The 23,032-nt window shown below is 46.8% G+C and carries 19 protein-coding genes, 1 tRNA gene and 1 pseudogene; 8 read left to right on the forward strand and 13 right to left on the reverse strand.

What is annotated here, in order from left to right; genetic code table 11:
• Positions 1-341 precede the first annotated feature (341 nt).
• A complete protein-coding gene (locus AC2VDX_RS11470) occupies positions 342-1,478 on the forward strand; it encodes a hypothetical protein (RefSeq protein ID WP_378180221.1) in 1,137 nt (378 codons plus the stop codon).
• Between the two features lie 633 nt (positions 1,479-2,111).
• Here AC2VDX_RS11470 and AC2VDX_RS11475 read toward each other — a convergent pair.
• Positions 2,112-2,738 (reverse strand): annotated as a pseudogene (locus tag AC2VDX_RS11475) (PspA/IM30 family protein); the annotation flags it as partial.
• Positions 2,739-2,971: 233 nt separating this feature from the next.
• Between AC2VDX_RS11475 and AC2VDX_RS11480 the strand changes: the two are divergent.
• Positions 2,972-4,168 (forward strand): Coenzyme F420 hydrogenase/dehydrogenase, beta subunit C-terminal domain, encoded by a 1,197-nt coding sequence (locus AC2VDX_RS11480; RefSeq protein WP_378180228.1) that lies wholly within the window; start codon positions 2,972-2,974, stop codon positions 4,166-4,168.
• A 72-nt stretch (positions 4,169-4,240) separates the two neighbouring features.
• Here the strand turns inward: AC2VDX_RS11480 and AC2VDX_RS11485 are convergent, their stop codons facing one another.
• Both AC2VDX_RS11485 and AC2VDX_RS11490 read right to left on the reverse strand, forming a co-directional pair.
• Positions 4,241-4,618: a GxxExxY protein gene (locus AC2VDX_RS11485; protein WP_378180231.1), complete on the reverse strand. Its 378-nt coding sequence runs from the start codon at positions 4,616-4,618 to the stop codon at positions 4,241-4,243.
• A 75-nt stretch (positions 4,619-4,693) separates the two neighbouring features.
• Complete coding sequence (locus tag AC2VDX_RS11490; protein ID WP_378180234.1) at positions 4,694-5,923, reverse strand: methionine gamma-lyase family protein; 1,230 nt, start codon at positions 5,921-5,923, stop codon at positions 4,694-4,696.
• 172 nt (positions 5,924-6,095) lie between these two features.
• Here AC2VDX_RS11490 and AC2VDX_RS11495 point away from each other — a divergent pair, with 172 nt between their 5' ends.
• Positions 6,096-6,947, forward strand: coding sequence for an acyl-CoA desaturase (locus AC2VDX_RS11495; RefSeq protein WP_378180237.1), 852 nt, complete (start codon positions 6,096-6,098; stop codon positions 6,945-6,947).
• Positions 6,948-7,029: 82 nt separating this feature from the next.
• Here AC2VDX_RS11495 and AC2VDX_RS11500 read toward each other — a convergent pair whose 3' ends face one another.
• From AC2VDX_RS11500 to AC2VDX_RS11510, 3 genes are all read right to left on the reverse strand, one after another.
• Positions 7,030-8,289, reverse strand: coding sequence for a glutamate-5-semialdehyde dehydrogenase (locus AC2VDX_RS11500; RefSeq protein WP_378180239.1), 1,260 nt, complete (start codon positions 8,287-8,289; stop codon positions 7,030-7,032).
• Positions 8,290-8,293: 4 nt separating this feature from the next.
• Entirely contained in the window at positions 8,294-8,710 is a 417-nt protein-coding gene (locus AC2VDX_RS11505) for a hypothetical protein (protein WP_378180241.1), read from the reverse strand.
• A 276-nt stretch (positions 8,711-8,986) separates the two neighbouring features.
• Positions 8,987-9,058: transfer RNA gene (locus AC2VDX_RS11510), tRNA-Gly, on the reverse strand.
• 257 nt (positions 9,059-9,315) lie between these two features.
• On the opposite strand from AC2VDX_RS11510, the gene rseP reads away from it, so the two are divergent.
• The 3 genes from rseP (at position 9,316) to rpsN (ending at position 11,574) form a co-directional block, all read left to right on the forward strand.
• Entirely contained in the window at positions 9,316-10,407 is a 1,092-nt protein-coding gene (rseP, locus tag AC2VDX_RS11515) for an RIP metalloprotease RseP (protein ID WP_378180244.1), read from the forward strand.
• Positions 10,408-10,496: 89 nt separating this feature from the next.
• Positions 10,497-11,213, forward strand: coding sequence for an endonuclease III (gene nth, locus AC2VDX_RS11520; RefSeq protein WP_378180246.1), 717 nt, complete (start codon positions 10,497-10,499; stop codon positions 11,211-11,213).
• Between the two features lie 58 nt (positions 11,214-11,271).
• On the forward strand, positions 11,272-11,574 hold the full coding sequence (gene rpsN, locus AC2VDX_RS11525; protein ID WP_378180248.1) for a 30S ribosomal protein S14: 303 nt from the start codon (positions 11,272-11,274) through the stop codon (positions 11,572-11,574).
• 63 nt (positions 11,575-11,637) lie between these two features.
• Here rpsN and AC2VDX_RS11530 read toward each other — a convergent pair whose 3' ends face one another.
• On the reverse strand, positions 11,638-11,967 hold the full coding sequence (locus tag AC2VDX_RS11530; RefSeq protein ID WP_378180250.1) for a hypothetical protein: 330 nt from the start codon (positions 11,965-11,967) through the stop codon (positions 11,638-11,640).
• Between the two features lie 187 nt (positions 11,968-12,154).
• Between AC2VDX_RS11530 and aat the strand changes: the two genes are divergently transcribed.
• Both aat and crtA read left to right on the forward strand, forming a co-directional pair.
• On the forward strand, positions 12,155-12,730 hold the full coding sequence (gene aat, locus AC2VDX_RS11535) for a leucyl/phenylalanyl-tRNA--protein transferase (protein ID WP_378180252.1): 576 nt from the start codon (positions 12,155-12,157) through the stop codon (positions 12,728-12,730).
• Positions 12,731-12,776: 46 nt separating this feature from the next.
• Positions 12,777-13,607, forward strand: coding sequence for a cyanoexosortase A (gene crtA, locus AC2VDX_RS11540; protein ID WP_378180254.1), 831 nt, complete (start codon positions 12,777-12,779; stop codon positions 13,605-13,607).
• A 520-nt stretch (positions 13,608-14,127) separates the two neighbouring features.
• Here crtA and AC2VDX_RS11545 read toward each other — a convergent pair.
• The 6 genes from AC2VDX_RS11545 to kdpB form a co-directional block, all read right to left on the reverse strand.
• Positions 14,128-17,295 (reverse strand): VIT domain-containing protein, encoded by a 3,168-nt coding sequence (locus tag AC2VDX_RS11545; RefSeq protein WP_378180367.1) that lies wholly within the window; start codon positions 17,293-17,295, stop codon positions 14,128-14,130.
• Between the two features lie 82 nt (positions 17,296-17,377).
• A complete protein-coding gene (locus AC2VDX_RS11550; RefSeq protein ID WP_378180255.1) occupies positions 17,378-18,607 on the reverse strand; it encodes an anhydro-N-acetylmuramic acid kinase in 1,230 nt (409 codons plus the stop codon).
• Between the two features lie 29 nt (positions 18,608-18,636).
• Entirely contained in the window at positions 18,637-19,770 is a 1,134-nt protein-coding gene (locus AC2VDX_RS11555; RefSeq protein ID WP_378180257.1) for a sensor histidine kinase KdpD, read from the reverse strand.
• 75 nt (positions 19,771-19,845) lie between these two features.
• The gene (gene kdpC / locus AC2VDX_RS11560) at positions 19,846-20,454 is read right to left on the reverse strand and encodes a K(+)-transporting ATPase subunit C (protein ID WP_378180259.1); all 609 of its coding nucleotides are present in this window, start codon (positions 20,452-20,454) and stop codon (positions 19,846-19,848) included.
• Positions 20,455-20,561: 107 nt separating this feature from the next.
• The gene (locus AC2VDX_RS11565) at positions 20,562-20,828 is read right to left on the reverse strand and encodes a potassium-transporting ATPase subunit F (protein WP_378180261.1); all 267 of its coding nucleotides are present in this window, start codon (positions 20,826-20,828) and stop codon (positions 20,562-20,564) included.
• 48 nt (positions 20,829-20,876) lie between these two features.
• A complete protein-coding gene (gene kdpB, locus AC2VDX_RS11570) occupies positions 20,877-22,994 on the reverse strand; it encodes a potassium-transporting ATPase subunit KdpB (RefSeq protein ID WP_378180263.1) in 2,118 nt (705 codons plus the stop codon).
• Positions 22,995-23,032: the final 38 nt, after the last annotated feature.

A 23,032-nucleotide genomic window follows, 5' to 3' on the forward strand; every position in this document is an offset into this window, starting at 1 on the left:
GCATTTGGAAGCATTGCTGTCTCACTTTGATTCAGCAGGTTTCTCTCTACGTCTTTATTGAAACAACGACTTTACGTTCCCTTCAACTGTCTGTGTCACTCTCTCGATTGTCCCAGTGACCGCCAGAAGGCTTCAGGAGATTCAGAAAGCCCCTGTCAGCCCTCAAACTCCATTTTTTGCCAGACAGAACGTTTCTACTTTTTCAGGAAACAACTCACAAGAGCTTGTTTCCACTTAATGTCACTCGAAGTATTGACACACAACCGCATCAGTTTTCTGCTGACGGCTTTCTACAATAGAGGACGTAAGAAATTAGTCATTCATCTATCTCTAAAGACAAAATGCACCGCATCCGCAAATCAACTTTATTATCTTTCTGCTTGTTATTGACAGTTGCGGGTATCAGTGCCTGTGGAACTCAAGTCACAGATGCCGCACAATCCTCAGAAACACTCAAATCCGCAATCAGACCATCGACAGAAGCAACCCGTTCCCAATCAAACTTAGAAGAATCTTCTTCAGAACAAACCGCTCAAACCAAACAAGCTCTTCTAAGCAGCTTCGAGCCAGTAAAAGCCACTCCAAAAAATGTCAAAGTCTTTTTTCCTAAAGACCCCCAAAGCGGGCAAGATTTCACTTATGTTGAGCCAGTTTGGCGAACAACAAACAGTCCGAGTATAGCCCAGTTTGCCATTGAGCAATTAATCGCAGGTCCTACAAGTCAGGAAAAAGTTCGTGGTTTGAGCGATCCTATTGAATTCAAAGGCAGTTCCAACTGCGGCAAAGATTTTACGATTTCCATCACTAATGGAATTGCTAAACTGAAATTTTGTAAGTCGGTTGTTTCGGGAGGCATTGGAGATGATGCTCGTCAAAAAAGCTCTATTAATGCCACACTTAAGCAATTTTCAACTATCAACTCAGTTATTATTCTGGATAGGAACGGCAACTGCTTAAGCGATCAAAGTGGCGAGAATTTTTGCCTAAAGAAAGCCGAAAAACTGACAACCCAATCGAGACTATCGATGAACGGCATTGGGTCAGTTAAAATTAACATGACTGTTGCTGAGGCATCAGGCGTTGCTGGGACTCAAATAGTACCATCCCGGCAAAATCCCAATCGCGTTTGTGACTATTACAAGCCAGCAAAGGGGCCTGAGGGTGTTACTTTCATGGTCACGGAAGGTCGGATCGCTACGGTGGAAATTGAAACCAATAAAATTACTACTGTTCATGGTATCAAAGTTGACGATACAGAAAGCACGATTAAGTCTGCTTATCCGGGACAAATTCAGGTAATTCGTCTTCTCAACAGCGAAAAAGGTAAAGCCTGGGTCGTTCAACCAAGCAGCTTTGCTGAAAAAGACTTGCGTCTCGTGTTTGTGTCTACGAATGGCAAGACTGTAAATCGCATGATTGCGGGTAAAGTGCCAGAAGTGAATTATGCAGAAGGCTGTCTTGATGTTCGCCCTGGGTGATAGGGTTGTAGTATAAATTTGCTAACCCAGCTAGTTAAACTGGCTGGGTTTGGCGTTTTGGTGGAAGGTGGGAAAGCGATCGCGCTCCTACATTACCTAGCTGTACGGAAGAAGTGGAACCACGAAGACTAGCTGTACGGAAGAAGTGGAACCGCGAAGACGCAAAGAACACGAAGGAAGAGAAAGAAAGAGCGATCGCTCTTTCTTTCCCTGCTCTGTCCTCAATAATGAAGCAGGTTAAGCGAGTCTATTTCCTATGAGACAGTCTACTTTTTAAAGGTTATCTAGTTGCTTTTTTAGGTCTTCCAATTCGTTATCAACTGCTGAATTAGATTTAGAGGTGGTATTTTGGTTAGCTGGCGGTAGTTGTACTTGGGTTGTAGAATAACCAGTCAGTTGTGCTTTTATCGCCTCCAATTCATCATTAAGGTCGCTGCCAGATTCCAGCATGGCAAATTGCTCGTCTAAATTATAGGAAATCAGTTCTTGCATGGGCTGGAAAAGAAAATCTTTAGTAGCCAGTTCCGTTTTAGACTGGGAACGAACTTCCTGAAGCATATCTCTCACCTCTTCTAAAGCAGTGGAGTTCAGTGTAAGGCTGTTTACAATAGCTGTCTGCTGAATTAGTAATTGAGCTTTCATAGCTTTAAGCTCACCTTCAAGCTTCAGCAATCGAGTTTCGATAGAATAAGGAGTTTGTTGAGTAACCACCTGAGAACGGGTTTCCAATTCCAAAACTTTTTCTTCCATGCGCTCGAAGGCGCTCATCGCACTGCTGGTATTTAAGCGTCCCACAGCGCTTTGAAGCTGTTCCTGAGCTTTGGTAGCTTGTACCTGTGCCTTGAGCCTATCCTGTTTCTGTTTGGCTTCAGAAATTTTACTTTTTAGGACAATTAAATTGCGCTTGAGGGTTTCTACATGAGCTGTTTGCTGATCCAAACTAGTTTTCAGGGTATTGGCAGTGTCAGAATTTACTTTTTTGCGTACTAACGCTTCTCTAGCAAGATTCTCATCGCCTTTTTGCAGAGCCAACTGGGCGCGGTTTTGCCAGTTATCTGCTTCGGTTTGGGCTTGGTTGTATTGTTGCTGAGTCCGTTTTTGCGTCGCAATGGCTCTGGCAACTGCCTGACCCAACTGCACTAAGTCTTCCTGCATATCAATGATGGACTGCTCCAAAATTTTTTCTAGGTTTTCAGCCTTGCTAAGCGCGTCATTTAGATTGGCTCTGGCATTTAGACTAATGCGCTCGAATAATCCCATGAGTGTTTCTTGCCTTTTGAGGAATATGAGAATTCACATAGCTCTGGTGTCAGTTCAGATAACTATCGCAGTGGCATTTGGGTAGTAGAACTTACTCAAAATTAAACTAAGTCAATTATTAATGCTTCGTAATAATTACTGAAGTCTTCATCAACTCTCTCGCTTTTTGTGTAAAAGTAAGCTTTGGGCTATCTTGCTCTGGTAAATGTTTTAGTTAATAAACTGCCCTTAATATGACCTCAGTGCGCCCTCACGATAAAGCCAAAGCCCTCAAACCCTCTAGCCGTCGCCCTGCTAAAGAACTATGTAGCGAGTGCGGGCTGTGCGACACATACTATATTCACTATGTCAAGGAAGCGTGTGCATTTCTTAATCAGCAGATAGCGGAACTAGAAGAACAAACTCACGGAAGAAGCCGCAATCTGGATAATCCCGATGATTGGTACTTTGGGGTTAGTCAAGACATGATGGCGGCGCGGAAAACTGAGCCAATTGAGGGGGCGCAGTGGACGGGAATTGTCAGCACCATTGCCATCGAAATGCTGAATCGCGGCATGGTTGAAGGTGTCGTCTGCGTCCAGAATACTAAGGAAGACAGATTTCAGCCGATGCCGATAATCGCTCGAACTCCAGAGGAGATTCTAGCAGCGCGGGTGAATAAACCAACGCTGTCCCCTAATCTCTCGGTGTTGGAGCAAATTGAGCAATCTGGGATGAAGCGGCTGTTGGTAATTGGCGTTGGTTGCCAAATCCAGGCATTACGCGCAGTCGAGAAGCAACTGGGACTAGAAAAGCTTTACGTTTTGGGTACGCCCTGCGTCGATAATGTTAACCGCGCCGGATTGCAAAAATTCTTAGAAACCACCAGCCGTTCCCCGGATACAGTGGTGCATTACGAGTTTATGCAAGATTTCCGGGTTCACTTCAAGCACGAAGATGGCTCTATGGAAATGGTGCCTTTCTTTGGACTGAAGACAAACCAGTTAAAGGATGTATTTGCTCCTTCTTGCATGAGCTGCTTTGATTATGTCAATTCTCTGGCAGATTTAGTAGTAGGATACATGGGCGCACCTTTTGGCTGGCAGTGGATTGTGGTGCGGAATGACACTGGCAAAGAAATGCTGGATTTGGTGCAAGATCAGATAGACACGCAGCCAGTGATGTCCCAAGGAAACCGCAAAGAAGCGGTACAACAAAGTATCCCTGCCTATGATAAAGGCGTTACTCTCCCGATGTGGGCGGCAAAGCTGATGGGAGTTGTGATTGAAAAAATTGGCCCCAAAGGTTTAGAGTATGCCCGTTTCTCAATTGATTCCCACTTTACCCGCAATTATTTGTATGTGAAGCGCAATCATCCGGAGAAGTTAGAGGCGCACGTACCAGAATATGCCAAGCGGATTGTCGGGCAGTATAAGTTACCAGAATCTTAGAAGGTTTCGCGCAAAGGCGCAAAGACGCTAAGAAAAACTTTGCGACGAGAGCGTCTTTGCGCGAAATAATTCCTACAGCCCATTCACCAGCCGCGTAATACCATCCTTGATCAGTACCTCACCGAAATTTATCAGCAAGCCAAGCCGCTTGTTAGTCAGGCGAAGGTAGGTCAGCAGTTGCTTCTTATGTACCGGAGCCAGTTTTTCCAAGGACTTGAGTTCAATAATTACCTTGTTTTCGACGATCAGATCGGCTCGAAAGCCTTCCTCCAGTTTTACACTCTCGTAAATTACCGGGATAGGCTGCTGCCGAACTACCCGCAGCCCTCGTCTCTCTAACTCATAAGCTAGAACTGCTTCATACACAGATTCAAACAACCCCGGTCCAAGGTGGGTGTGAACTTTGTAGGCAGCATCAACAATCTCTTTAGCGATCTCGTTTTCAGTCATATTATTTAGTTTCGCGCAAAGACACAAAGGCGCAAAGTTTTTCTTAGCGTCTTTGCGCCTTTGCGCGAAATTATCCTAAGCTGGTCCCACGGCTTCAATCGCAGATTCCAGAGCGATCGCTACATGAGTCCAATGGGTTCCCCCTTGACAAAATACAACGTATGGTTCTCGCAGCGGCCCATCGGCTGACAATTCAGAGGTGCTGCCTTCAATAAACGTGCCTCCAGCCATCACTAGCTGACTCTCATATCCCGGCATATCACCGGGTATGGGATCAACATAGGAATCGATGGGCGAGTGCTGTTGAATGGCTCGACAAAAGGCAATCAGCTTCTCACGCGAACCCAATTTGATGGCTTGAATTACGTCGCGGCGGGGTGCCATTGGTAAAGGATTCACTGCATAACCCAGCCGATCGAAAACGTAAGCCGTCAGGTGATTACCTTTCATGGCTTCCCCGACCATTTGCGGTGCGAGGAACAATCCTTGGAACAGCAGGCGATGTTGATCGAAACTGGCACCGCCACTACTGCCAATTCCTGGTGCAGTCAAACGGCAGGCAGCGGCTTCTACTAAGTCTGCCCGACCCGCAATATAGCCGCCAGATGTTACAATAGTACCACCAGGATTTTTAATCAAAGAGCCAGCCATCAGATCGGCACCGACAGCAGTTGGTTCGTGTTCTTCAATAAATTCCCCGTAACAATTATCGACAAAGCAAATCGTGTGGGGATTTTGTTGTTTAACCAGGAAAACAATTTTTTCGATGTCGGTAATGGAAAGACTAGGACGCCAGGAATACCCGCAGGAACGCTGGATTAACACGAGACGGGTGCGATCGCTAACTGCTGTCGCCAGCGCTTGGCAATCAATAATTCCTTCGCCAGTAAGAGCCAATTCTTTGTAACTAACGCCAAAATCAAGTAAGGAGCCTTGGCCTTGCCCTCGCAAACCAATGACTTCTTCTAGTGTGTCATAGGGGGCACCGGCTACTGCCAGCATTTCATCTCCAGGACGAAGAACTCCAAATAAGGCACAAGCGATCGCATGAGTACCGGAAACAAACTGCACTCGAACCGCAGCGGCTTCGGCATCCATTACTTCGGCAAATACCCGATCGAGCGTCTGTCGCCCTAAATCATCGTGACCGTAGCCGGTGACACCAGCGAAATGGTGCGCCCCCACCCGATGGTGACGAAAGGCTTCCAGCACTCGTTTGAGATTTTGCTTGACTGTGGCGTCAATTGCGGAAAAAATCGGAAACAGTACCTTTTCTGCTTCCTGTAGCTGTTGAAAGCTGTTCATCAATACCTGGAGAAAGAGATTTCTTATTTATTTTAGATTTTGGAGCTTTTGCCAATGTAAAAATTTGCATTTCCAGTCAAGGCGGGGCAAACAAGCCGCCCTTACAGACCGAGACCAAAATCCCAAATCCACTTAGCAGATTGGGCTGCACAATTCTTATCAAGGTTACTGCATGACTGTTGCGACCACAACTAAAGCTCAAGAACAGGTGAGACAAGACTCGCCTCTCCGTCCTGATTGGGTCATTATTATCTACATGGCTGCGTTACACATCGCAGCGCTTTTCGCCTTGTTTCCCAGTAACTTCAGCTGGGCTGCAGTTGGTGTCGCTGTCTTTTTCCACTGGGTGACGGGTGGCTTGGGAATTACGCTGGGATTTCATCGTCTGGTAACGCATCGTAGTTTCCAAACGCCTAAGTGGTTAGAATACTTTTTTGTTCTCTGCGGCACCCTTTCCTGCCAAGGAGGCCCGATTAACTGGATAGGCATACACCGCCTCCATCATTTGCACTCGGATCAAAACTTAGATCCCCATGATTCCAATAAAGGCTTTTGGTGGAGTCACATGGGCTGGATGCTTTATAAAAACCCTGCGGATACGGACATCCCTCGCGTTACTAAAGATATTTCTGGCGACCCAGTTTATCAGTTTTTCCAAAACTATTTCATTCCCATTCAGGTTGTCTTAGGTCTAATTCTTTACTTCTTGGGCGGTTGGCCTTTTGTGGTTTGGGGAATTTTTGTTCGAGTCGTAGCAGTGTTTCACTGCACTTGGTTTGTCAACAGTGCAACGCATAAATTTGGCTATCGCACTTACGAATCTGAGGATCGCTCAACCAATTGTTGGTGGGTGGCTTTACTCACCTATGGCGAAGGTTGGCACAACAACCACCACGCTTTTCAATATTCCGCTCGACATGGCCTAAAATGGTGGGAAATTGACCTGACGTGGATGACTATTCAATTCCTTCAGGCGCTCGGTTTAGCCTCGAAGGTAAAACTGGCCGAAGAAAGTAAACAATAAATAGTAAAAAAGCAAAAGAAAGCGGAAACAAAGGATGAAGGATGAAACAGTTTTCTCCTCCATCCTTCTCTCTTTTGCCTTTTTAGTTGTGTCCCTGCACGACGTGCTTCACGGTGGTAAAAGATTCCAAGCCAATTGGTCCTCGGCGATGTCCTTTTTGGTTAGACATTCCCAGAAATAGCGAATCTCCTCCCTTCGGGTTACGCGAAAATCGGGGAGAGGAATTGAGATAGACGGAGGCACTATTAACGCCGAGAGCAAATTGGCGGCTTTCTTGATAGGATTCAGAAACTAGACAGTCGGCGTGACCGCTGCTGTATTGATTAATCCAGGCGATCGCTTCCTCGATACTCTCTACCACTTTGAAAGCCACAATCTTGTCAAGATAGGCTTGACTCCACTCCAATTCCTCAGTCAGTTTCAAATCTGGAAATTGTGTCACCAGATCCTTATCTCCTCTGAGTTGAAACCCTTTTTCCTTGAGGCTGTTCCAAAGCATCGTCAGAGATGAAGGTTTGCCAGCTGGATGAATCAAAACCTTTTCAATCGCATTAACGGGGTCAGGATCGCTCTGATGACTGTCTAAAATTGCGTTCCGAGCCATATCTAAGCTACCCGTAGGCGACCAATAGAGGTAGCAGTTTCCCATCGCCGACTTCAAGACGGGTGCAGTTGAGAGCTGGATCACTTTTTGGACTAAACTGGGGCGACCGTAGGGAATCACCAAATTGATGTATCGGTCTTGGATGACTAAATCCCGGATGGAAGCGCCTTGATCTGATGGTAGTAGCTCCAGACAACCGGGTGGCATACCCGCCTGTTCTAAGGCTGATTGTAAAACTTGGGCAATGACTGTATTAGAGTGGCTGGCTTCGCTTCCACCTCGGAGAATCAGGCTGTTGCCAGTTTTCAGACACATCCCAGCAGCGATCGCTCCTAACTCCGGAAAGGCTTCGTAAATCAAGGCAATTACCCCCAGCGGCATTAGCTGAGAGTAGGTTTGCGAGTGTTCTAGCTGATAAGTCGCGTTCATCACCCGCCGGATCGGATCGGATAACTCAGCTAACCGTTGCAAAATGTGGATAGTGGTTTGCAGCCGCTCCGGTGTCAGCTTCAACCAATCTAAAATCAGCTCATGCGCTGCCATTTCCCGACTAGCTTCCAGATCCAGGGTGTTTGCTTCCAAAATATCGTCTAAGGATCTCTGAAGTGCCTGCGCCATCGCTGCAACAGCACGGCTACGCTCTACTCCCTTGGTGGTTGCCAATTCCAGGGAAGCTTCATAAGCGCGATGAACGGCGGTCATTGGGTCGGGGGTGGGAGTAAAAGCGTTGATTGCCATTGGGCTAACGTCGGTGAGTCAGCCAGATGAAGAGCGCTGGCACCAGTAGCGCCAGCACGCTCACCATCGCACACAGCACAATAATGATACCAGGAGGGGCTGGAGGTGAAATCTGAGCTAAGCAAAGCCCTGCGATCAGTACCACCGCAATAATTCCTAAGGACACGGGTAGGTAGCTGTCCCCAAGACCTGGATGAGCGGTACTCCAGCGATGACCCGTCCACCGCCACGATCGCTTGTAGGGATAGCTTGTAGAAAGTTGTTCGATCGCATACCCACTCTCTTCTACCACAAAGATTTGCTGGCAGCGATCGCAGCCTAACGCTTCTGTCAGCGTAATCGGGATTAAACGCCCTCTACGTCGGCATGGGCACGGGTAATCGTTATTTAAGTCAATCTTCTGATCTTTCTGAGATGGCACAAGCGCTAATTAAACAAAGATATGAAAGTGTTAACTTAAGGATTTTCGGAACCGGGTTCGTCTCTTAGACTTTTTTAGTTTGCACCTAGCAACCGCCTTTCTTGGGACTGGGTACGACTGAATGCCCTTGAAGCCACAGACCATCTAGGCGAATTTTAACACTGTAAACCTTTGCCTAGAAATGCTCCGACTTATAGATAATCAGATGTTGCCTCTCTACCTCTGGAGACCTACGCCTGGAGAAATGGCTACTTTTTATATGATTTTAACTAGAAGAGCGGGTAACGCGATTCGAACGCGCGACATTCACCTTGGCAAGGTGACGCTCTACCACTGAGCTATACCCGCAAAACTTTATCTATATCTAGATTCTCAAAATTCTCAGCATCTGTCAACTATCTTTAATCATTTCATCACCCACGCGATGGGGTTGGAAGTTGGCTAGAGTGTGACAGCTTGGTGAAGCGATTTCTGTGGGGAGGCGAGGAAGGAATTTCCACCCTCTCTTGTGACACTTCCCGGCTCCTCTTCTCTCAACTCACCCAGCTTCCGGACGCAACACCGTAGAATGAAGAAGTATGTAGTTAGTTGAATTAATTATTAATATGCCTGTTTTTGCGGCGATCGCAGTCTTGGCACTTTTGATTGTGGTACATGAGCTGGGTCATTTCATGGCAGCTCGTCTTCAAGGAATTCACGTCAACCGCTTCTCCCTCGGTTTTGGCCCGATTCTCTGGAAGTACCAGGGACCGGAAACCGAATATGCCATCCGAGCTTTTCCCCTAGGCGGATTTGTCGGTTTCCCCGATGATGACCCCGACAGTGATATCCCCCCAGAAGACCCCAATCTACTACGCAACCGACCCATCCTCGACAGAGCCATTGTCATCAGCGCTGGTGTCATCGCCAACTTGCTATTTGCTTACTTACTGCTAGCGACTCAACTGGGTTTAGTGGGCGTTCAGGAATTTAATTATCAGCCTGGTGTCCTGGTTCCCCAAGTCGCCTCAGAGGTAAGTTCTGCTGCACTCAAGGCTGGCATCAAAGCAGGAGACATTATTCTCTTGGCAGACGGTCAACCACTGAAAGCCTCCAAGGAAGCCATCCCCAAGCTTATGGAGGTCATTCAAAACAATCCCAACCAGCCAATCCCGCTGAGCGTTAAACGTCAAGGTCAAATCATTTCCCTGACCGTGACACCGCAACCCGGAAGCGACGGGAAAGGTCGCATCGGTGTCCAGCTAGCTCCTAGCGGCAAAGTAGTCCGTCGGCACCTCAAGAATCCTGTGGAAGTTTTGACCGCTGCGGCTACAAAGTACCAAGAATTCGTAGTTTTAACGGCTCAGGGCTTTGTACAACTGATCAGTAACTTTGGCGAAACAGCCGATCAGGTTGCTGGGCCGGTTAAAATTGTGGAACTTGGTGCCAGTATTGCCAAATCAGACGCGGCGAATCTGTTTCAGTTTGCTGCCTTGATCAGCATTAACCTGGCAATTATCAACATTTTGCCCCTACCGGCTCTAGATGGCGGTCAGCTGGCTTTCTTATTGATTGAAGGTTTGCGGGGTAAACCTTTGCCGACTCAAATCCAAGATGGGATTATGCAAACTGGTTTGATGTTGCTGCTGGGTTTGGGAATTTTCTTGATTGTTCGAGACACTGCTAACCTGGAGTGGGTTCAAAAACTCTTGCAATGAACGCAGTTGTCTGTCGTCCTTAACAAGGGATAACTGACCAGTAAGGGCGCACGACCGTGCGCCCTTACCAATTCGATAATTGACAATTTATGAGCATTACCCGTACATGGTCAGCTAAGCAGCAACGGACTTTGGAGATTCTGATTCGCTTGAAGCGATTGTATCGAGACGCACCCTGTACGCTGAACTACGAGACGCCGGTACAGTTATTGGTCGCAACCATTCTCTCAGCTCAATGTACCGATGAGCGGGTGAATCAAGTAACACCCGCGTTATTTGCTCGGTTTCCCGACGCCCCAGCTTTGGCAACCGCTGATATTGCTGAGTTGGAAACCCTGATTCGTTCAACCGGCTTTTATCGCAACAAGGCTAAAAATATTCAAGGTGCCTGCCGTCTCATTGTGGAGAAATTTAAAGGACAGGTGCCAAAACGAATGGAATTGTTGCTGGAATTACCAGGAGTAGCGCGAAAGACGGCAAATGTAGTTCTCGCTCATGCTTACGGCATCAATCAAGGCGTGACGGTGGATACCCATGTGAAGCGCCTTAGCTATCGATTGGGTTTGACAGAACATACAGACCCAGTGCGGATAGAGCGAGATTTAATGAGACTATTGCCCTTAGAGGATTGGGAAAATTGGTCAATTCGGTTGGTCTATCACGGTCGGGCAATTTGTACAGCCAGGAATCCGGCGTGCCACGCTTGTGTCCTCGCGGATTTGTGTCCTGCTGCCAATTTGTCTGCGTCGGATTCTGTAAATCTTAGCCTCGCCATATCCCCTCAAATTGTGGAAGCTTCTAATTGATGCCATCCGCTAGAATGGAGAATGGTGTCTTTATTGCTGGGAAGAAGTAGGATAATTCATGGCTAAAAAGAGCATGATTGAGCGGGAGAAAAAACGCCAGAAGCTGGTAGATAAGTATGCCGCTAAGCGTGAAACGTTGCAGGAAGAATTTCATAATGCAACGACCCAACAACAGAAGCTGACGATTCATCGGCAGATACAGCAACTGCCGCGCAACAGTGCGCCCACGCGCCTGCGGAATCGCTGCTGGGTGACTGGGCGTCCTAGAGGCGTGTACCGGGATTTTGGTCTGTCTCGCAACGTTATGCGGGAATGGGCACACCAAGGTCTGTTGCCGGGAGTGGTCAAGTCTAGCTGGTAGTCCTTAGTCTTTAGTCTTTAGTCTTTAGTTGATTACGTTTGACCAATGACTATTGACTATTGACTATTGACCGCAACAGCGGTCGATGCCAAGACTGTCTAAGAGCAATTCACTGACCGCATTCGCGATCGCAAACTCGCTATAAAAACTTTTGGAAAAGTCAAACGCCTGCATCTCTGTCAGAATGGCAATCACCAGAGAACCCAGGTCGTTTTCACCTTCCATCCGCTGGCGGACATAAATCTGGGAAGCTCTTTGGGCAATCTCCTGATTGACAGCCTCCGGAATAAACTCTTCATCAAGCCACTTGTGCAATGCACTTTGCAGCCATTTGCCCTCCTGCTGAGGATTTTCGGCTGGTGGTAAGGCGATCGGTGGGATGGGTTGAGACATTTTCACGTATCAGCTTTTCGCTTATCAGCTTTTAAATTTCAGCTGCCGACTCAATGATTCTAAAAGTTGGGGCAGTATTTTAGATATTAAGATGGCTCTATCTCATCAGGACATCTACCCAGCCATTTGTGGCTGTTTAGAGATATACACACGGATAATACGTCATTAACCCGCTTGGGCTGAGTGCATGGAGTTTGATATTCCCACCATTATTCAGGGGTATGCCCAAGGCTACTTCTTGATGGCGGATGACGACAATGGCTTGGGGTGGTATTCCAGTCGTCAGAGGACACTCGTTCCCCTAGATGAGCAGTTTCGCTACCCGAAGTCACTGCGGCGTGTTCTCAACCAAGAACGCTTTACCGTTGCCGTCAATCGGGATTTCCAGGGTGTGGTGGCTGGGTGTGCGGATCGAGAAACAACGTGGATCTCCCCAGAACTACAAGAGATTTATGGGGCACTCTACGAAGAGGGCTGGGCTTATAGCTTCGAGACTTGGCAGGGAGAGGAACTAGCTGGGGGAATTTTAGGAATTGTCATCGGGGGCGCGTTTATTGGGGAATCGATGTTCTACCGGATTCCAGAGGGGTCAAAGGTGGCGATGGTGAAGTTGGTGGAAAGATTGCGCGATCGCAATTTTGTTTTCTTTGACGCCCAAATGATGAATCCCCATTTAGAACGCTTTGGTGCCTACATCGTTAACGATCCACAATATCAAGTCTTGTTACGGAAAGCGTTGCAGCGTCGGTGTTCTTTAGTATAGCCGCAGTTAGCGGGTGAGTCCTACCGAGCAAAACTTTTATCGAATCATGAGCAGGCTAAAACTTGTTAAAGACTTGAAATTCTGGTTGTTAGCGATCGCGGCAGGCTTAATTACGATTCATCTTACTTTGACTTGGAGGAGTGGTAATACTGAACTGCTGAGTACAAGTTTCTTATTTTGGGTTGCTGTTGTGTCCCTGCTTTGCAAGAAACGGGACGCATTAGAGCTGAAAAGCGACAATTTTTCTAGCATTGTTGGGTTAGCACTGATTAGTTTGGTACTTTTTAAAAGTCTTTACCCAGCCTATGGTTTTACCCTTCACGTTACACCTTTGATTTCAATGCTGGGCTTGGGTTTAATTGCCTCTGGTGTTAAAGGATTAAAGCAATATTGGCGGGAATTGCTGCTTCTGGCTTTTTTCGTCTTAAATCAACAATTAATATTGAAATTTTTAAATGTATCTTTATTAACCGCTAAATTCACATCTGTTCTTCTTTGGTTTTTAGGCTTCCCAGTTGTGCAGCAAGGGGAGATTTTAAGTTTGCCAACGGGTTCTGTACAAATTGGAGGAGCTTGTTCTGGTGTAGGTACAATTCTTCAGCTATTGGGATTAACTTTAGTTTTTTTACTAATTTTTCCTACTAAATTGAAGGAAAAGATTTTATTGCCATTAGTCGCCGTCATCGTAGCATTTACGCTAAATGGGATGCGGGTGGCTTTGATGACTGTTTTGGCAGGGTTGTCTAACAAAGAAGCTTTTGAATATTGGCATTTAGGGGATGGTTCGCTGATATTTTCTCTAACTTCTGTATTAATTTTTGGATTAATCTGTCGATTTTGGCTAATAAAAAATATCGGTGAAAATGGGAGTACATAGAATTTTAATTGCACCTGTTTTTGGCTGATTGCAAGATAATCAATCCCTCTAACACCGATTCTATTCAATTCTCTCTAAAAATAAAAACCCTTGTAGGTTGGGTTGAGGTAACGAAACCCAACGATATTTTCGCATAGGTTGGGTTGAGCGCCTAAGCGAAACCCAACCTACAATTATTTTTAAATGTATTTTGTTTGAGTTAGATTTTGATTTAGCGAATTTTCTCAACCCAGTATTTTAGGCTGGATGCGCTAGTAGGTTGGGTTGAGGTAACGAAACCCAACGATATTTTCGCATGGGTTGGGTTTCGCTTAGGCGCTCAACCCAACCTACAATTATTTTTAAATGTATTTTGTTTGAGTTAGTATATCAATTTTAAATGCTAAAAATAGACAGCAAGAATAAAAGTTCCGTATCATTTTAATTGCCCATATCTTTTGCCGATTATAAAATAAGAAATTCCCCAACTCCGTGATGAATTGGGGGGCGAGAAATGTAACAGCAGTATCTTGAAATGGAATTAGTTGCGAGGCGGAGTGCTTTTTAAACCCTTCAACCGCTTCCAGGCAAAGTACATCCCCAGCAAGAGAATAGCCAAGATGTTGCCTAAGATTTGGCTGGGTTCGGGCACTGGATCGGGAGCTGACGATTGGCTGGATGGCTGTGCTGGACTAGATAGCGGCACGCTGTTGGCTGCTGAGGGTGCTGACTGGGATGGCGGCACTTTGCTGACGGTTAGTGGTTTGCTAGCTACTAGCGCTTTGCTAGGGGGCGGTGCTTGGCTGAGTGGGGGCACGTTACCGTTTTGACTAGAAGTTGGTTCGGCGTCCATACCCTCTGGGGTTTCTACCGGCACTTGTACCTGCTGAGTTTTCTTGGGATCGACTCGCACTTCTTCAGTGACAGCGACAAAGGAAGTGTATTGCGACAACAACCGATAAGCTAGCGCGGTATCTGTAACGGCTTTGACAGCAGTTGGATTTTCGCCGCCATACATTTGATTCATCAAATCTTTAATCCGGGCGCGTCCCCAAAGTTGAGCGATCGCGCTATTGCCACCGCCGTCAAATTCAATCGCTAACTTCTTCTCATAGCGTTTGCCACCCGCGACGATCCCAGTAATTCGCAAAGTTCCCTTGGCGCGATCGCCTTTGCGTCCAAACAATACTAATGGCTGATTGGCAAACAAATCTGGTGCCTTTAGCGGATAGATTTCTGGTGCTTTTCCAGTCCCTTCCCAGTCAACTTCGATATTTGTTAGTACGGGATTGTTGATTTGTTGGGAGAATTTTTCGACGACTTTTTGAGCGGGTTCATTAGGGGGAACAACTTCAGAAGTACCCCGTCCTTCCTCTGCCAGACGATCGATCAAGAAGCGGTTCACTGAAGGACCAACACCGAAGCTATAAAGCCGATTTCCAGGCTTCAGCCGCTTTTTAATTTCTGCGATCGCTTGCTGGTCGTTACCGATCAAACCGTCAGTAATCAAGACAATACTCCGCAGGCGTCCTGCTGGTGAGGCGGGGAAATTCAAGACTGTTTGAATTCCATTGAGTAACTCGGTGCCACCGTTAGCATCTAGGCGATTGATATAATTTAGGGCTTTCTCACGGTTTTGCGGCGTATTCGCTAAAGGTGTGGAAGATAGCTGCGTTGTGCTATCGGAAAAGTCAATAACATTAAAGGTATCGCCGGGATTGAGTCCATTGATAAACCGGCGCATCAGTTCCTTCGATTGCTCGATTGGCGGGCCACTTTGAGATCCAGAAGTATCCATGAGAAATACCACATCTTTGGGTACAATCTCATTACTTTGATACTCCACTGCTGGAATTAAATAGGCGGCAAAGTGACCGCCGCGTTCATCCGCCTCAGATAAGACTGTGGACTCGGTTTGGGCACTTGATACCTGATAACGCAGAATCAGGTCTTTATTAGGAATTGCGTTCTCCTTGCTCAATTCAACCCGCATAATGCGACCATCTTGAGTGGTGCGGATTTGATGAGAAGGCGATCGCACTTCTTTCACTGGCACCCCCGCTTCAATTTCCACCGTTACGCCAATATTTTGTCCCGAACGAGTTCCATCTGGTAAAGTCGGCGGATTTATCTGCGAAGCGTCGGTAACTGAGTTTGTATTGCCTTGATTATTCGTTGAAGTTCCTGAAATGTATCGCTGTCCTACCACCATTGGGAAGACAAATTCATAGTTACCTTTTTCAAACTTCAGGCTTTCACTGTAGCGAATTGTCACATCGATTTTTTCGCCTGGTTTGATGTTAGCCAAGGACTGAGTAAAAATATTGTCTCGTTCTTGGTCTAATAATGCAGCAGTTTTGCCTTCTTGTTTAGCTTGTTCGTAAATTTTCTTCGCTTCTTCGCGCTTTTTGATGACGCCTCGGATAATGCGATCGCCTACTTTTATTTCCATGTCATCCACTGCCGCTTCATCGGGAAGTGGAAACTTATAGACAGCTTCTAAGGGATTATTAAAGGGATTTTCAAAGGTCTGCGTTACCTCCACCCGCGACACATTTCCTGTTACTTTCGCCACTACTTCCGTATGTTTCAACGGAAACACTTGCTGCTGTCCGTCTATGATAGCGAATAAGCTGCCTTCCGTCAGAGACGCTTGCTTCTCAATTTGCTGAGTTACCATCTCCGCCACAGGAGATACTAAGTACCGCACTCCCACCAATCCAAACAACAGGAAGGCACCGGCTATCAGCCATTTTTTCTTAGAATTACGTTTAGTAATTGGGAGCGATCGCGCATTCAAATCTTGCAACACTTCATCTGCTGATTGATAGCGCCGCTTCGTACCCGTTTGCAACATTTTGTCGAGAATGCTACCTAACTGATTACTCACTGGCGTCTTCAAGAAATGCCGCCAAACCCAGGTATCTTCACTCGTATCGCTCAGATCGAAAGGAGGAATTTGGGTTAGCAAATGGATACAAGTAACACCCAAACTATACAAATCGCTCGCAAAAACTGCCTTACCTTTTGCTTGTTCGGGAGCCGTATACGCCGCAGAACCAATAACCGTTCCAGTTCTGCCTAACATCGTCTCAGTCGCATACTTTGCTGCGCCAAAATCGACTAACACGAGGTTGCCATCTCGACGGTTGCGAATGATGTTTTCGGGTTTAATATCCCGGTGAATCATCTGCTGACTGTGGACAAATTGCAACACTGGCAGCAAACTTTGCAGGAGTTGCCGAATTTCTACTTCTTTAAATGGTCCTTTTTGTGCTAATTCTTGAGCTAAGTTTTCTCCATCGATAAACTGTTGCACCAGATACTGATGATCGTCTTGCTCAAAAGATGCCAGCAGTTCGGGAATTTGATGATGTTTGCCAACTACCTCTAAGCGAGTTGCTTCTTGACGGAATAACTCTGCTGCTTTTTGGCGATTGTTAGTTCCTTGTTGTTGGAGAAAAAACTGTTTGATCGCACAGCGCGGTTCCGATGGCTGGGACTTATCCACCGCCAGAAAAGTTCTCCCCATACCCCCTTGACCAATCGGTTTAATCGCACGATAGCGATCGCGTAGCAGTAACTGAGATCCGCAACTTTCGCAGATAGAGGCATTTCCAGGATTTTCTGGCTGCTTACAATTAGGATTCAGGCAATAACACCGACGCTGATCGTGAGCTGTGCTTTCTTGAGGCGGAAAGGTTGTCATAGCAGCCATTTTTCAAAACCGTTCACGCCATTCTAGCCATTTCATTTCTAAAATTAGTATGAAGAATTGGCTGAAAACGCGCTCAGGAAATGGTTTTGAGCTTTGTAGGAAGATGAACTTCTCCAAGTAGTACGGCGGAAGTTGCGCCGGTAACTTGGGGAAGATTGCCAGGAATGCCTAGCTGTCGCCAATATGCCAAAACAGCGAAAGCGATCGCTTCTTTGAAATCAGCATTCACACCCGCTTCATCCGTCGTCAACACCGGCACGGGTTCCAAAGTCGCTTGTAGCCGCTGCTTTAAGTAGAGATTGCGGCTGCCACCGCCACACAATAACACCTCCTCAGGCATCTGTGGCAGGAAAGTGCGGTAGCTATGAACAATTGACGCAGCAGTAAGTTCAGTCAGCGTCGCCAGCAGGTCAGCGCTACTCAGCTCATAAGCAGAGGCATCTGCAATACACTGCTGGAGATAGGTGTAGCTAAATAGCTCTCGACCCGTTGATTTGGGCGGTTGCTGCTGGAAGTAGTCCTGCTGGAGCCATCGCTCTACTAAATTGGTGCAGATTGTGCCTGCTGCGGCCCATGCTCCATCTTGATCGTAGCTTTTGGCTCCATTCGTTAAATACTGCACCGCCAGGTCTAGAAGCGCATTTCCCGGCCCGGTGTCCCAGCCTCGGATATCTTCTAGCCAGCTGCCGCGACGCGCTGGTAGGTAAGTGACATTACCAATACCGCCAATATTTTGAACACATCGGTTCTTGTCAGGCTGGCTCAATAAATAGGCATCTATCCCTGAAACCATCGGGGCACCCTGTCCACCGGCAGCAATATCCGCCGCCCGGAAATTACTCACCGTGGGAATGCCCGTCAGGTGGGCAATTAAGGCACCCCGACCTAATTGCAGGCTGTAACCTAAAGGAGTGCTGAGGGCGGAGGACTGAGGACTGAGTGAAGGATGAAGCATAGAATTCTCCTCTTCTCCCCCTTTCCCCTGCTCTTTGGGCGGGCGATGAAAAACTGTCTGTCCGTGAGAGCCAATTAACTCGGCTGGGGGGTTGCCGTTTTGAATGTTTTGGGCGGCTTGAGCGAAGGCGGAAGCGATCGCATCATCTAATTGGGCAAATTCAGCCATTGACAAAGATGCCCCGCCACAGACCTCTAGAATTTGCTTTGAGAGCGCATCTGGATAAGGATAGGTGGCTCCTGCTAGCAGAGTCACTTTTATATCCAAGTCTTTACCAGTAATCTCTACTAAAGCGGCGTCAATGCCATCTACCGACGTGCCGCTAATTAAACCAATTACACGCATCATTTTAGTAATTAAAAATTAATCAGTTGTATTCATTGTTTAGATGAGGTTTGTTCAGATGCAATGATGTGCAAATCGATATTTTTGAGATAGCGCATCAACTGCTGGACAAAAGACCCCTTCCAGAATAACTCCCAACGAGATTTTTGAGAATGCCCAAGCACCACTTGAGTAATGCGATACTCTTGAGCGACAGAAGCGATCGCTTGCGGTACGTCAAGATTAGTTACTCTTAAAAATTCCCCGCCAAATTCCCAAGTCAGCTTCTCGCAAGTTTCAATATATAAACTTTCTTCCTTCGTCAAAAAGCGTTCCGGATGGGACACAAACACCGCATACAGGCGACCCCTCATATAATCAGTAATTCTCGCCCCGCGTCGCAATAATTGCACCGAATTCGGATAAGTCGAAATACACACCAGCACCCGTTCGTGAACTGAGCAAAATCCATCACTGGGTGTAGAAGTAATCGCATCCTCTTCAACGTTATCCGCCACTTTCCGCAGCGCCAACTCTCGCAACGCTACTAAATGACGCCTTTGAAAGAAATTTTGCAGCGCCCGATCTATCTTATCCGGCGCGTAGATTTTCCCCTCCACCAACCTGTCTTCCAAAGTTTCCGGCGTAACGTCAATCACCACCACTTGCGTTGCTTCATCCAACAACCGATCGGGAATGCGTTCTCGCACCACAACGCCAGTAATTCGCGCCACCAGATCGTTGAGACTTTCCAGATGCTGGATATTCACCGTAGAATTGACATCAATTCCTGCATCCAGAATCACCTCAACATCCTGGTAGCGCTTTTCCCGTAGAGAACCGGGGACATTTGTATGCGCCAGTTCATCTACTAACGCCAACTGCGGTTGACGCTCCAAAATGGCATCTGTATCCATTTCCGTCAGAGTCATCCCGCCTCTAATAATTGTTTTGCGGGGTATTATCTCTAGCCCCTTAGCTTTTTGGGCTGTCTCCTTGCGCCCGTGGGTTTCCAGAACCCCGATGACAACATCAATCCCTTCCTGTTTAAGTTGGTGGGCTTCTTCCAGCATCCGGTAAGTTTTACCGACACCGGGAGCCATACCAATGTATATTTTGTGCTTGCCTCGTCTGGCGGGACGAATGTTAGAATTCAGCGTTCCTGAAAACTCACTTTTAGGAATCATAATTGTTGAATGTTAATTATTCATTGCTCATTGCTGATTGTTAATTGTTCATTGCCTTTCACTATGAACTATGAACTATGAATTACTGGCAGATGGTAAATTATCCAGTGCCAAATTCAACTTGAGGACATTCACCCCAGGTTCGCCGAAAATCCCCAAAAATCTACCATCAGTGTATTTGGGAATCAATGCTTGAACTCGATCTGCTGATAAAGAGCGAGCCGCCGCCACCCTTGCGGCTTGGTTATAGGCAGTTTCTACGCTGATATGTGGATCTAAGCTAGAGCCAGACGTGTAAACTAAATCGGCTGTGGGCTGGATACCAGACGCTTTCAATTGTTGGGTTGTTGCTTCTACCCGCTTGAGTAAATCTGGATTGCTAGGAGCAAGGTTGCTAGCACCAGATACACCAGTGATTTGACCTATATTCTTTGGATCGCGTTCTGCGGTTGTAAAGCTACTGTAGTTCGTCGTGCTGGGACGACTTGTGAAATATTCAGGAGAAGAGAAGGGTTGACCAATTAAGGCAGAGCCATAGACTCGTCCTTGATTTTCGATGATGCTACCATTTGCCTGATAGGAAAACAAAACTTGCCCAACTATTATCGTGAACAAGGGATAAATTATTGCTGTTAAAAGCCAGAGAACTAAAGTGACTCGAATTGCTTTAATGGTTTCTCGCATAAAAGACCTAAAAAATGGGAGTTTTGTAGGAGCGGGAAAACCCCGCCCTTGCTTGCAGAGGTTTGAGTTTTATTAAAAATTCAAAATTCAAACCTCAAAATTATTTTTTAGAAGCGTTCCGGTTGGAAAATAACCACAAATAGGTAAATCGACAAGGTTATAGTTACCAGACCGAGCGCCATCAACCAGAAAGTTTGTCCTGAAGAAAGAGTTCCTCCGGTTGCGGCTTGCACAGCTGGCGTTATTAGCAGATTCAAGCACAACAAAATAAATAGTTGCCGCAGCAAAGGTTGCTTGCGCCATTGAGCTTTCAACAAATCAATACTCTGTGCCATTTCCCCCGAAAATATCTCACTCAAATTAAATCTGTTCATAAATCTCCGCGTTCACTCCTTCTTTTTGTGTCCTGGAGCGGTTCGTTTTTAAGCCAAACCCACAGCAGCAATCAAAACATCAATTACTTTAATTGCAATAAACGGCGCAATCACTCCACCCAAGCCATAAATTAGGATATTTCGTTGCAGCAATTGATTAGCCGTGAGCGGTCTGAATTTGACTCCAGTCAGCGCCAAAGGAATCAAAGCGGGAATAATCAAAGCGTTGTAAACCAGAGCTGATAAAACCGCCGATTTGGCACTAGCTAATCCCATAACATTGAGACTGTTAATTCCAGATGAAGCAAATATTGCGGGGATAATAGCGAAGTATTTGGCAATATCATTAGCAAGTGAAAAAGTGGTCAGCGCCCCGCGAGTAATTAACAGTTGTTTGCCGATTGTCACTAAGTCGATTAACTTGGTGGGGTCAGAATCCAAATCCACCATATTCGCAGCTTCTTTCGCCGCCTGAGTGCCAGAGTTCATTGCTACACCCACATTAGCCTGAGCCAAGGCTGGGGCGTCGTTGGTGCCATCGCCAGTCATGGCAACCAATTTACCAGCTGCTTGTTCGCGCTGAATGACGGCGATTTTGTCCTCTGGCGTAGCTTCGGCGATGAAGTCATCGACTCCGGCTTCTTGGGCGATAACGGAAGCGGTGATTCGGTTGTCGCCAGTTAACATAACGGTGCGAATGCCCATCCGCCGCAGTTGGTCAAAGCGATCGCGTATACCTGGTTTGATGATATCTTTCAGGTAAATGATGCCGTAGATGTCGCTACCTTGACAAACTGCTAGAGGTGTGCCACCGAATCGGGAAACTTTTTCGTAGGCTGCATTGAGGTCTGGTGCCAGATTACCATCACGGGAGAGAGCATCCGCCCCGCTTCGCGAACGCACAAATCCCTTGATCGCATCTACCGCACCCTTACGGACTTCACCACCATCGGGCAAATCCGTACCGCTCATGCGCGTTTTGGCAGAAAATTCGATTGCCTCAGCTGCATTGCGGTCAAAATCCACTGTTGACCCTAACTTCTCTGCTAGCCTGACAATTGACTTGCCTTCTGGCGTCTCATCAAATACGCTGGCAGCCAGAGCAACTTTAGCAATATCATCCATCGAATGACCGTTAACTGGGATAAATTCCTCGGCTAAACGGTTTCCTAGGGTAATCGTGCCCGTTTTGTCCAAAATCAGGGTATTGACATCGCCACACGCTTCTACGGCTCGTCCAGATGTCGCTACCACGTTAAACTGGGCGACTCTGTCCATCCCGGCAATCCCAATCGCACTCAGCAAGCCGCCAATCGTGGTTGGAATCAACGCCACTAACAGAGCAATCAGCGTGGCTACGCCCACCGGGTTATTTACGTAGTTGCCGTATGATGGCAGCGTTGCTACGACAATCAGAAACACCTGAGTCAGAACTGCCAGCAATACCGTCAAGGCGATTTCGTTGGGTGTTTTGCTACGTTCTGCGCCTTCCACCAGAGCAATCATCCGGTCTAAAAACCCCTTACCTGGGTCGGATGTTACTCGCAGAGTTAGTTCATCGGAGATAATCTTCGTGCCGCCTGTAACAGAACTCGCAATATCTGAGCCTGGTTCTTTCAACACTGGCGCAGATTCCCCAGTAATTGCCGATTCATCGACGGAGGCGACACCAGCAATCACTTCCCCGTCGGCGGGGATGATATCACCAGCAATAACTTTAATGCGATCGCCTTGCCTTAAATTAGTTGAAGATACCTCCTCAATTGAGCCATCGGGCAATAATTTCCGAGCAGTTGTGTCCGATTTGGTTGCCCGCATCGAGTCGGCTTGTGCCTTACCGCGTCCTTCTGCCACCGCTTCCGCAAAATTGGCAAATAGCAGGGTAAATAGCAAAATTACGGTAATTAGACCATTAAATAGCCGCTGGTTTTCGCCCGGTACTGTGCCAAACAAATTTGGGTCAATTGTTACCAGTGCAGTGATGATGGTGCCAACCCACACTAGAAACATAACTGGATTTTTCAGCATGATTCGTGGGTTGAGCTTGACAAAAGCATCCCGGAAAGCTCGCTGATAAAGCCCTTTAGTATTTACCTTGGGGGTATGTTTGCGCGAAGAACGTGCCCCTCTTGGCTGCTGGGGAGAAGAAATATTGTTAGAAGTCATATTTCAAGATTCCTTAAAGTTTAAACCCAAACAAGGTT

This window comes from Coleofasciculus sp. H7-1, assembly GCF_057473865.1.

Excerpts from the sequence above, each read along its gene's own strand:
- rpsN (WP_378180248.1), top strand. The coding sequence starts at position 11,272 with ATGGCTAAAAAGAGCATGATTGAGCGGGAGAAAAAACGCCAGAAGCTG.
- AC2VDX_RS11500 (WP_378180239.1), bottom strand. The coding sequence starts at position 8,289 with ATGGCAATCAACGCTTTTACTCCCACCCCCGACCCAATGACCGCCGTT.
- AC2VDX_RS11490 (WP_378180234.1), bottom strand. The coding sequence starts at position 5,923 with ATGAACAGCTTTCAACAGCTACAGGAAGCAGAAAAGGTACTGTTTCCG.
- nth (WP_378180246.1), top strand. The coding sequence starts at position 10,497 with ATGAGCATTACCCGTACATGGTCAGCTAAGCAGCAACGGACTTTGGAG.
- AC2VDX_RS11555 (WP_378180257.1), bottom strand. The coding sequence starts at position 19,770 with ATGATTCCTAAAAGTGAGTTTTCAGGAACGCTGAATTCTAACATTCGT.
- AC2VDX_RS11565 (WP_378180261.1), bottom strand. The coding sequence starts at position 20,828 with ATGAACAGATTTAATTTGAGTGAGATATTTTCGGGGGAAATGGCACAG.
- AC2VDX_RS11495 (WP_378180237.1), top strand. The coding sequence starts at position 6,096 with ATGACTGTTGCGACCACAACTAAAGCTCAAGAACAGGTGAGACAAGAC.
- AC2VDX_RS11550 (WP_378180255.1), bottom strand. The coding sequence starts at position 18,607 with ATGATGCGTGTAATTGGTTTAATTAGCGGCACGTCGGTAGATGGCATT.
- kdpC (WP_378180259.1), bottom strand. The coding sequence starts at position 20,454 with ATGCGAGAAACCATTAAAGCAATTCGAGTCACTTTAGTTCTCTGGCTT.
- AC2VDX_RS11480 (WP_378180228.1), top strand. The coding sequence starts at position 2,972 with ATGACCTCAGTGCGCCCTCACGATAAAGCCAAAGCCCTCAAACCCTCT.
- crtA (WP_378180254.1), top strand. The coding sequence starts at position 12,777 with ATGAGCAGGCTAAAACTTGTTAAAGACTTGAAATTCTGGTTGTTAGCG.
- AC2VDX_RS11470 (WP_378180221.1), top strand. The coding sequence starts at position 342 with ATGCACCGCATCCGCAAATCAACTTTATTATCTTTCTGCTTGTTATTG.
- AC2VDX_RS11545 (WP_378180367.1), bottom strand. The coding sequence starts at position 17,295 with ATGACAACCTTTCCGCCTCAAGAAAGCACAGCTCACGATCAGCGTCGG.
- aat (WP_378180252.1), top strand. The coding sequence starts at position 12,155 with ATGGAGTTTGATATTCCCACCATTATTCAGGGGTATGCCCAAGGCTAC.
- AC2VDX_RS11530 (WP_378180250.1), bottom strand. The coding sequence starts at position 11,967 with ATGTCTCAACCCATCCCACCGATCGCCTTACCACCAGCCGAAAATCCT.
- AC2VDX_RS11485 (WP_378180231.1), bottom strand. The coding sequence starts at position 4,618 with ATGACTGAAAACGAGATCGCTAAAGAGATTGTTGATGCTGCCTACAAA.
- kdpB (WP_378180263.1), bottom strand. The coding sequence starts at position 22,994 with ATGACTTCTAACAATATTTCTTCTCCCCAGCAGCCAAGAGGGGCACGT.
- rseP (WP_378180244.1), top strand. The coding sequence starts at position 9,316 with ATGCCTGTTTTTGCGGCGATCGCAGTCTTGGCACTTTTGATTGTGGTA.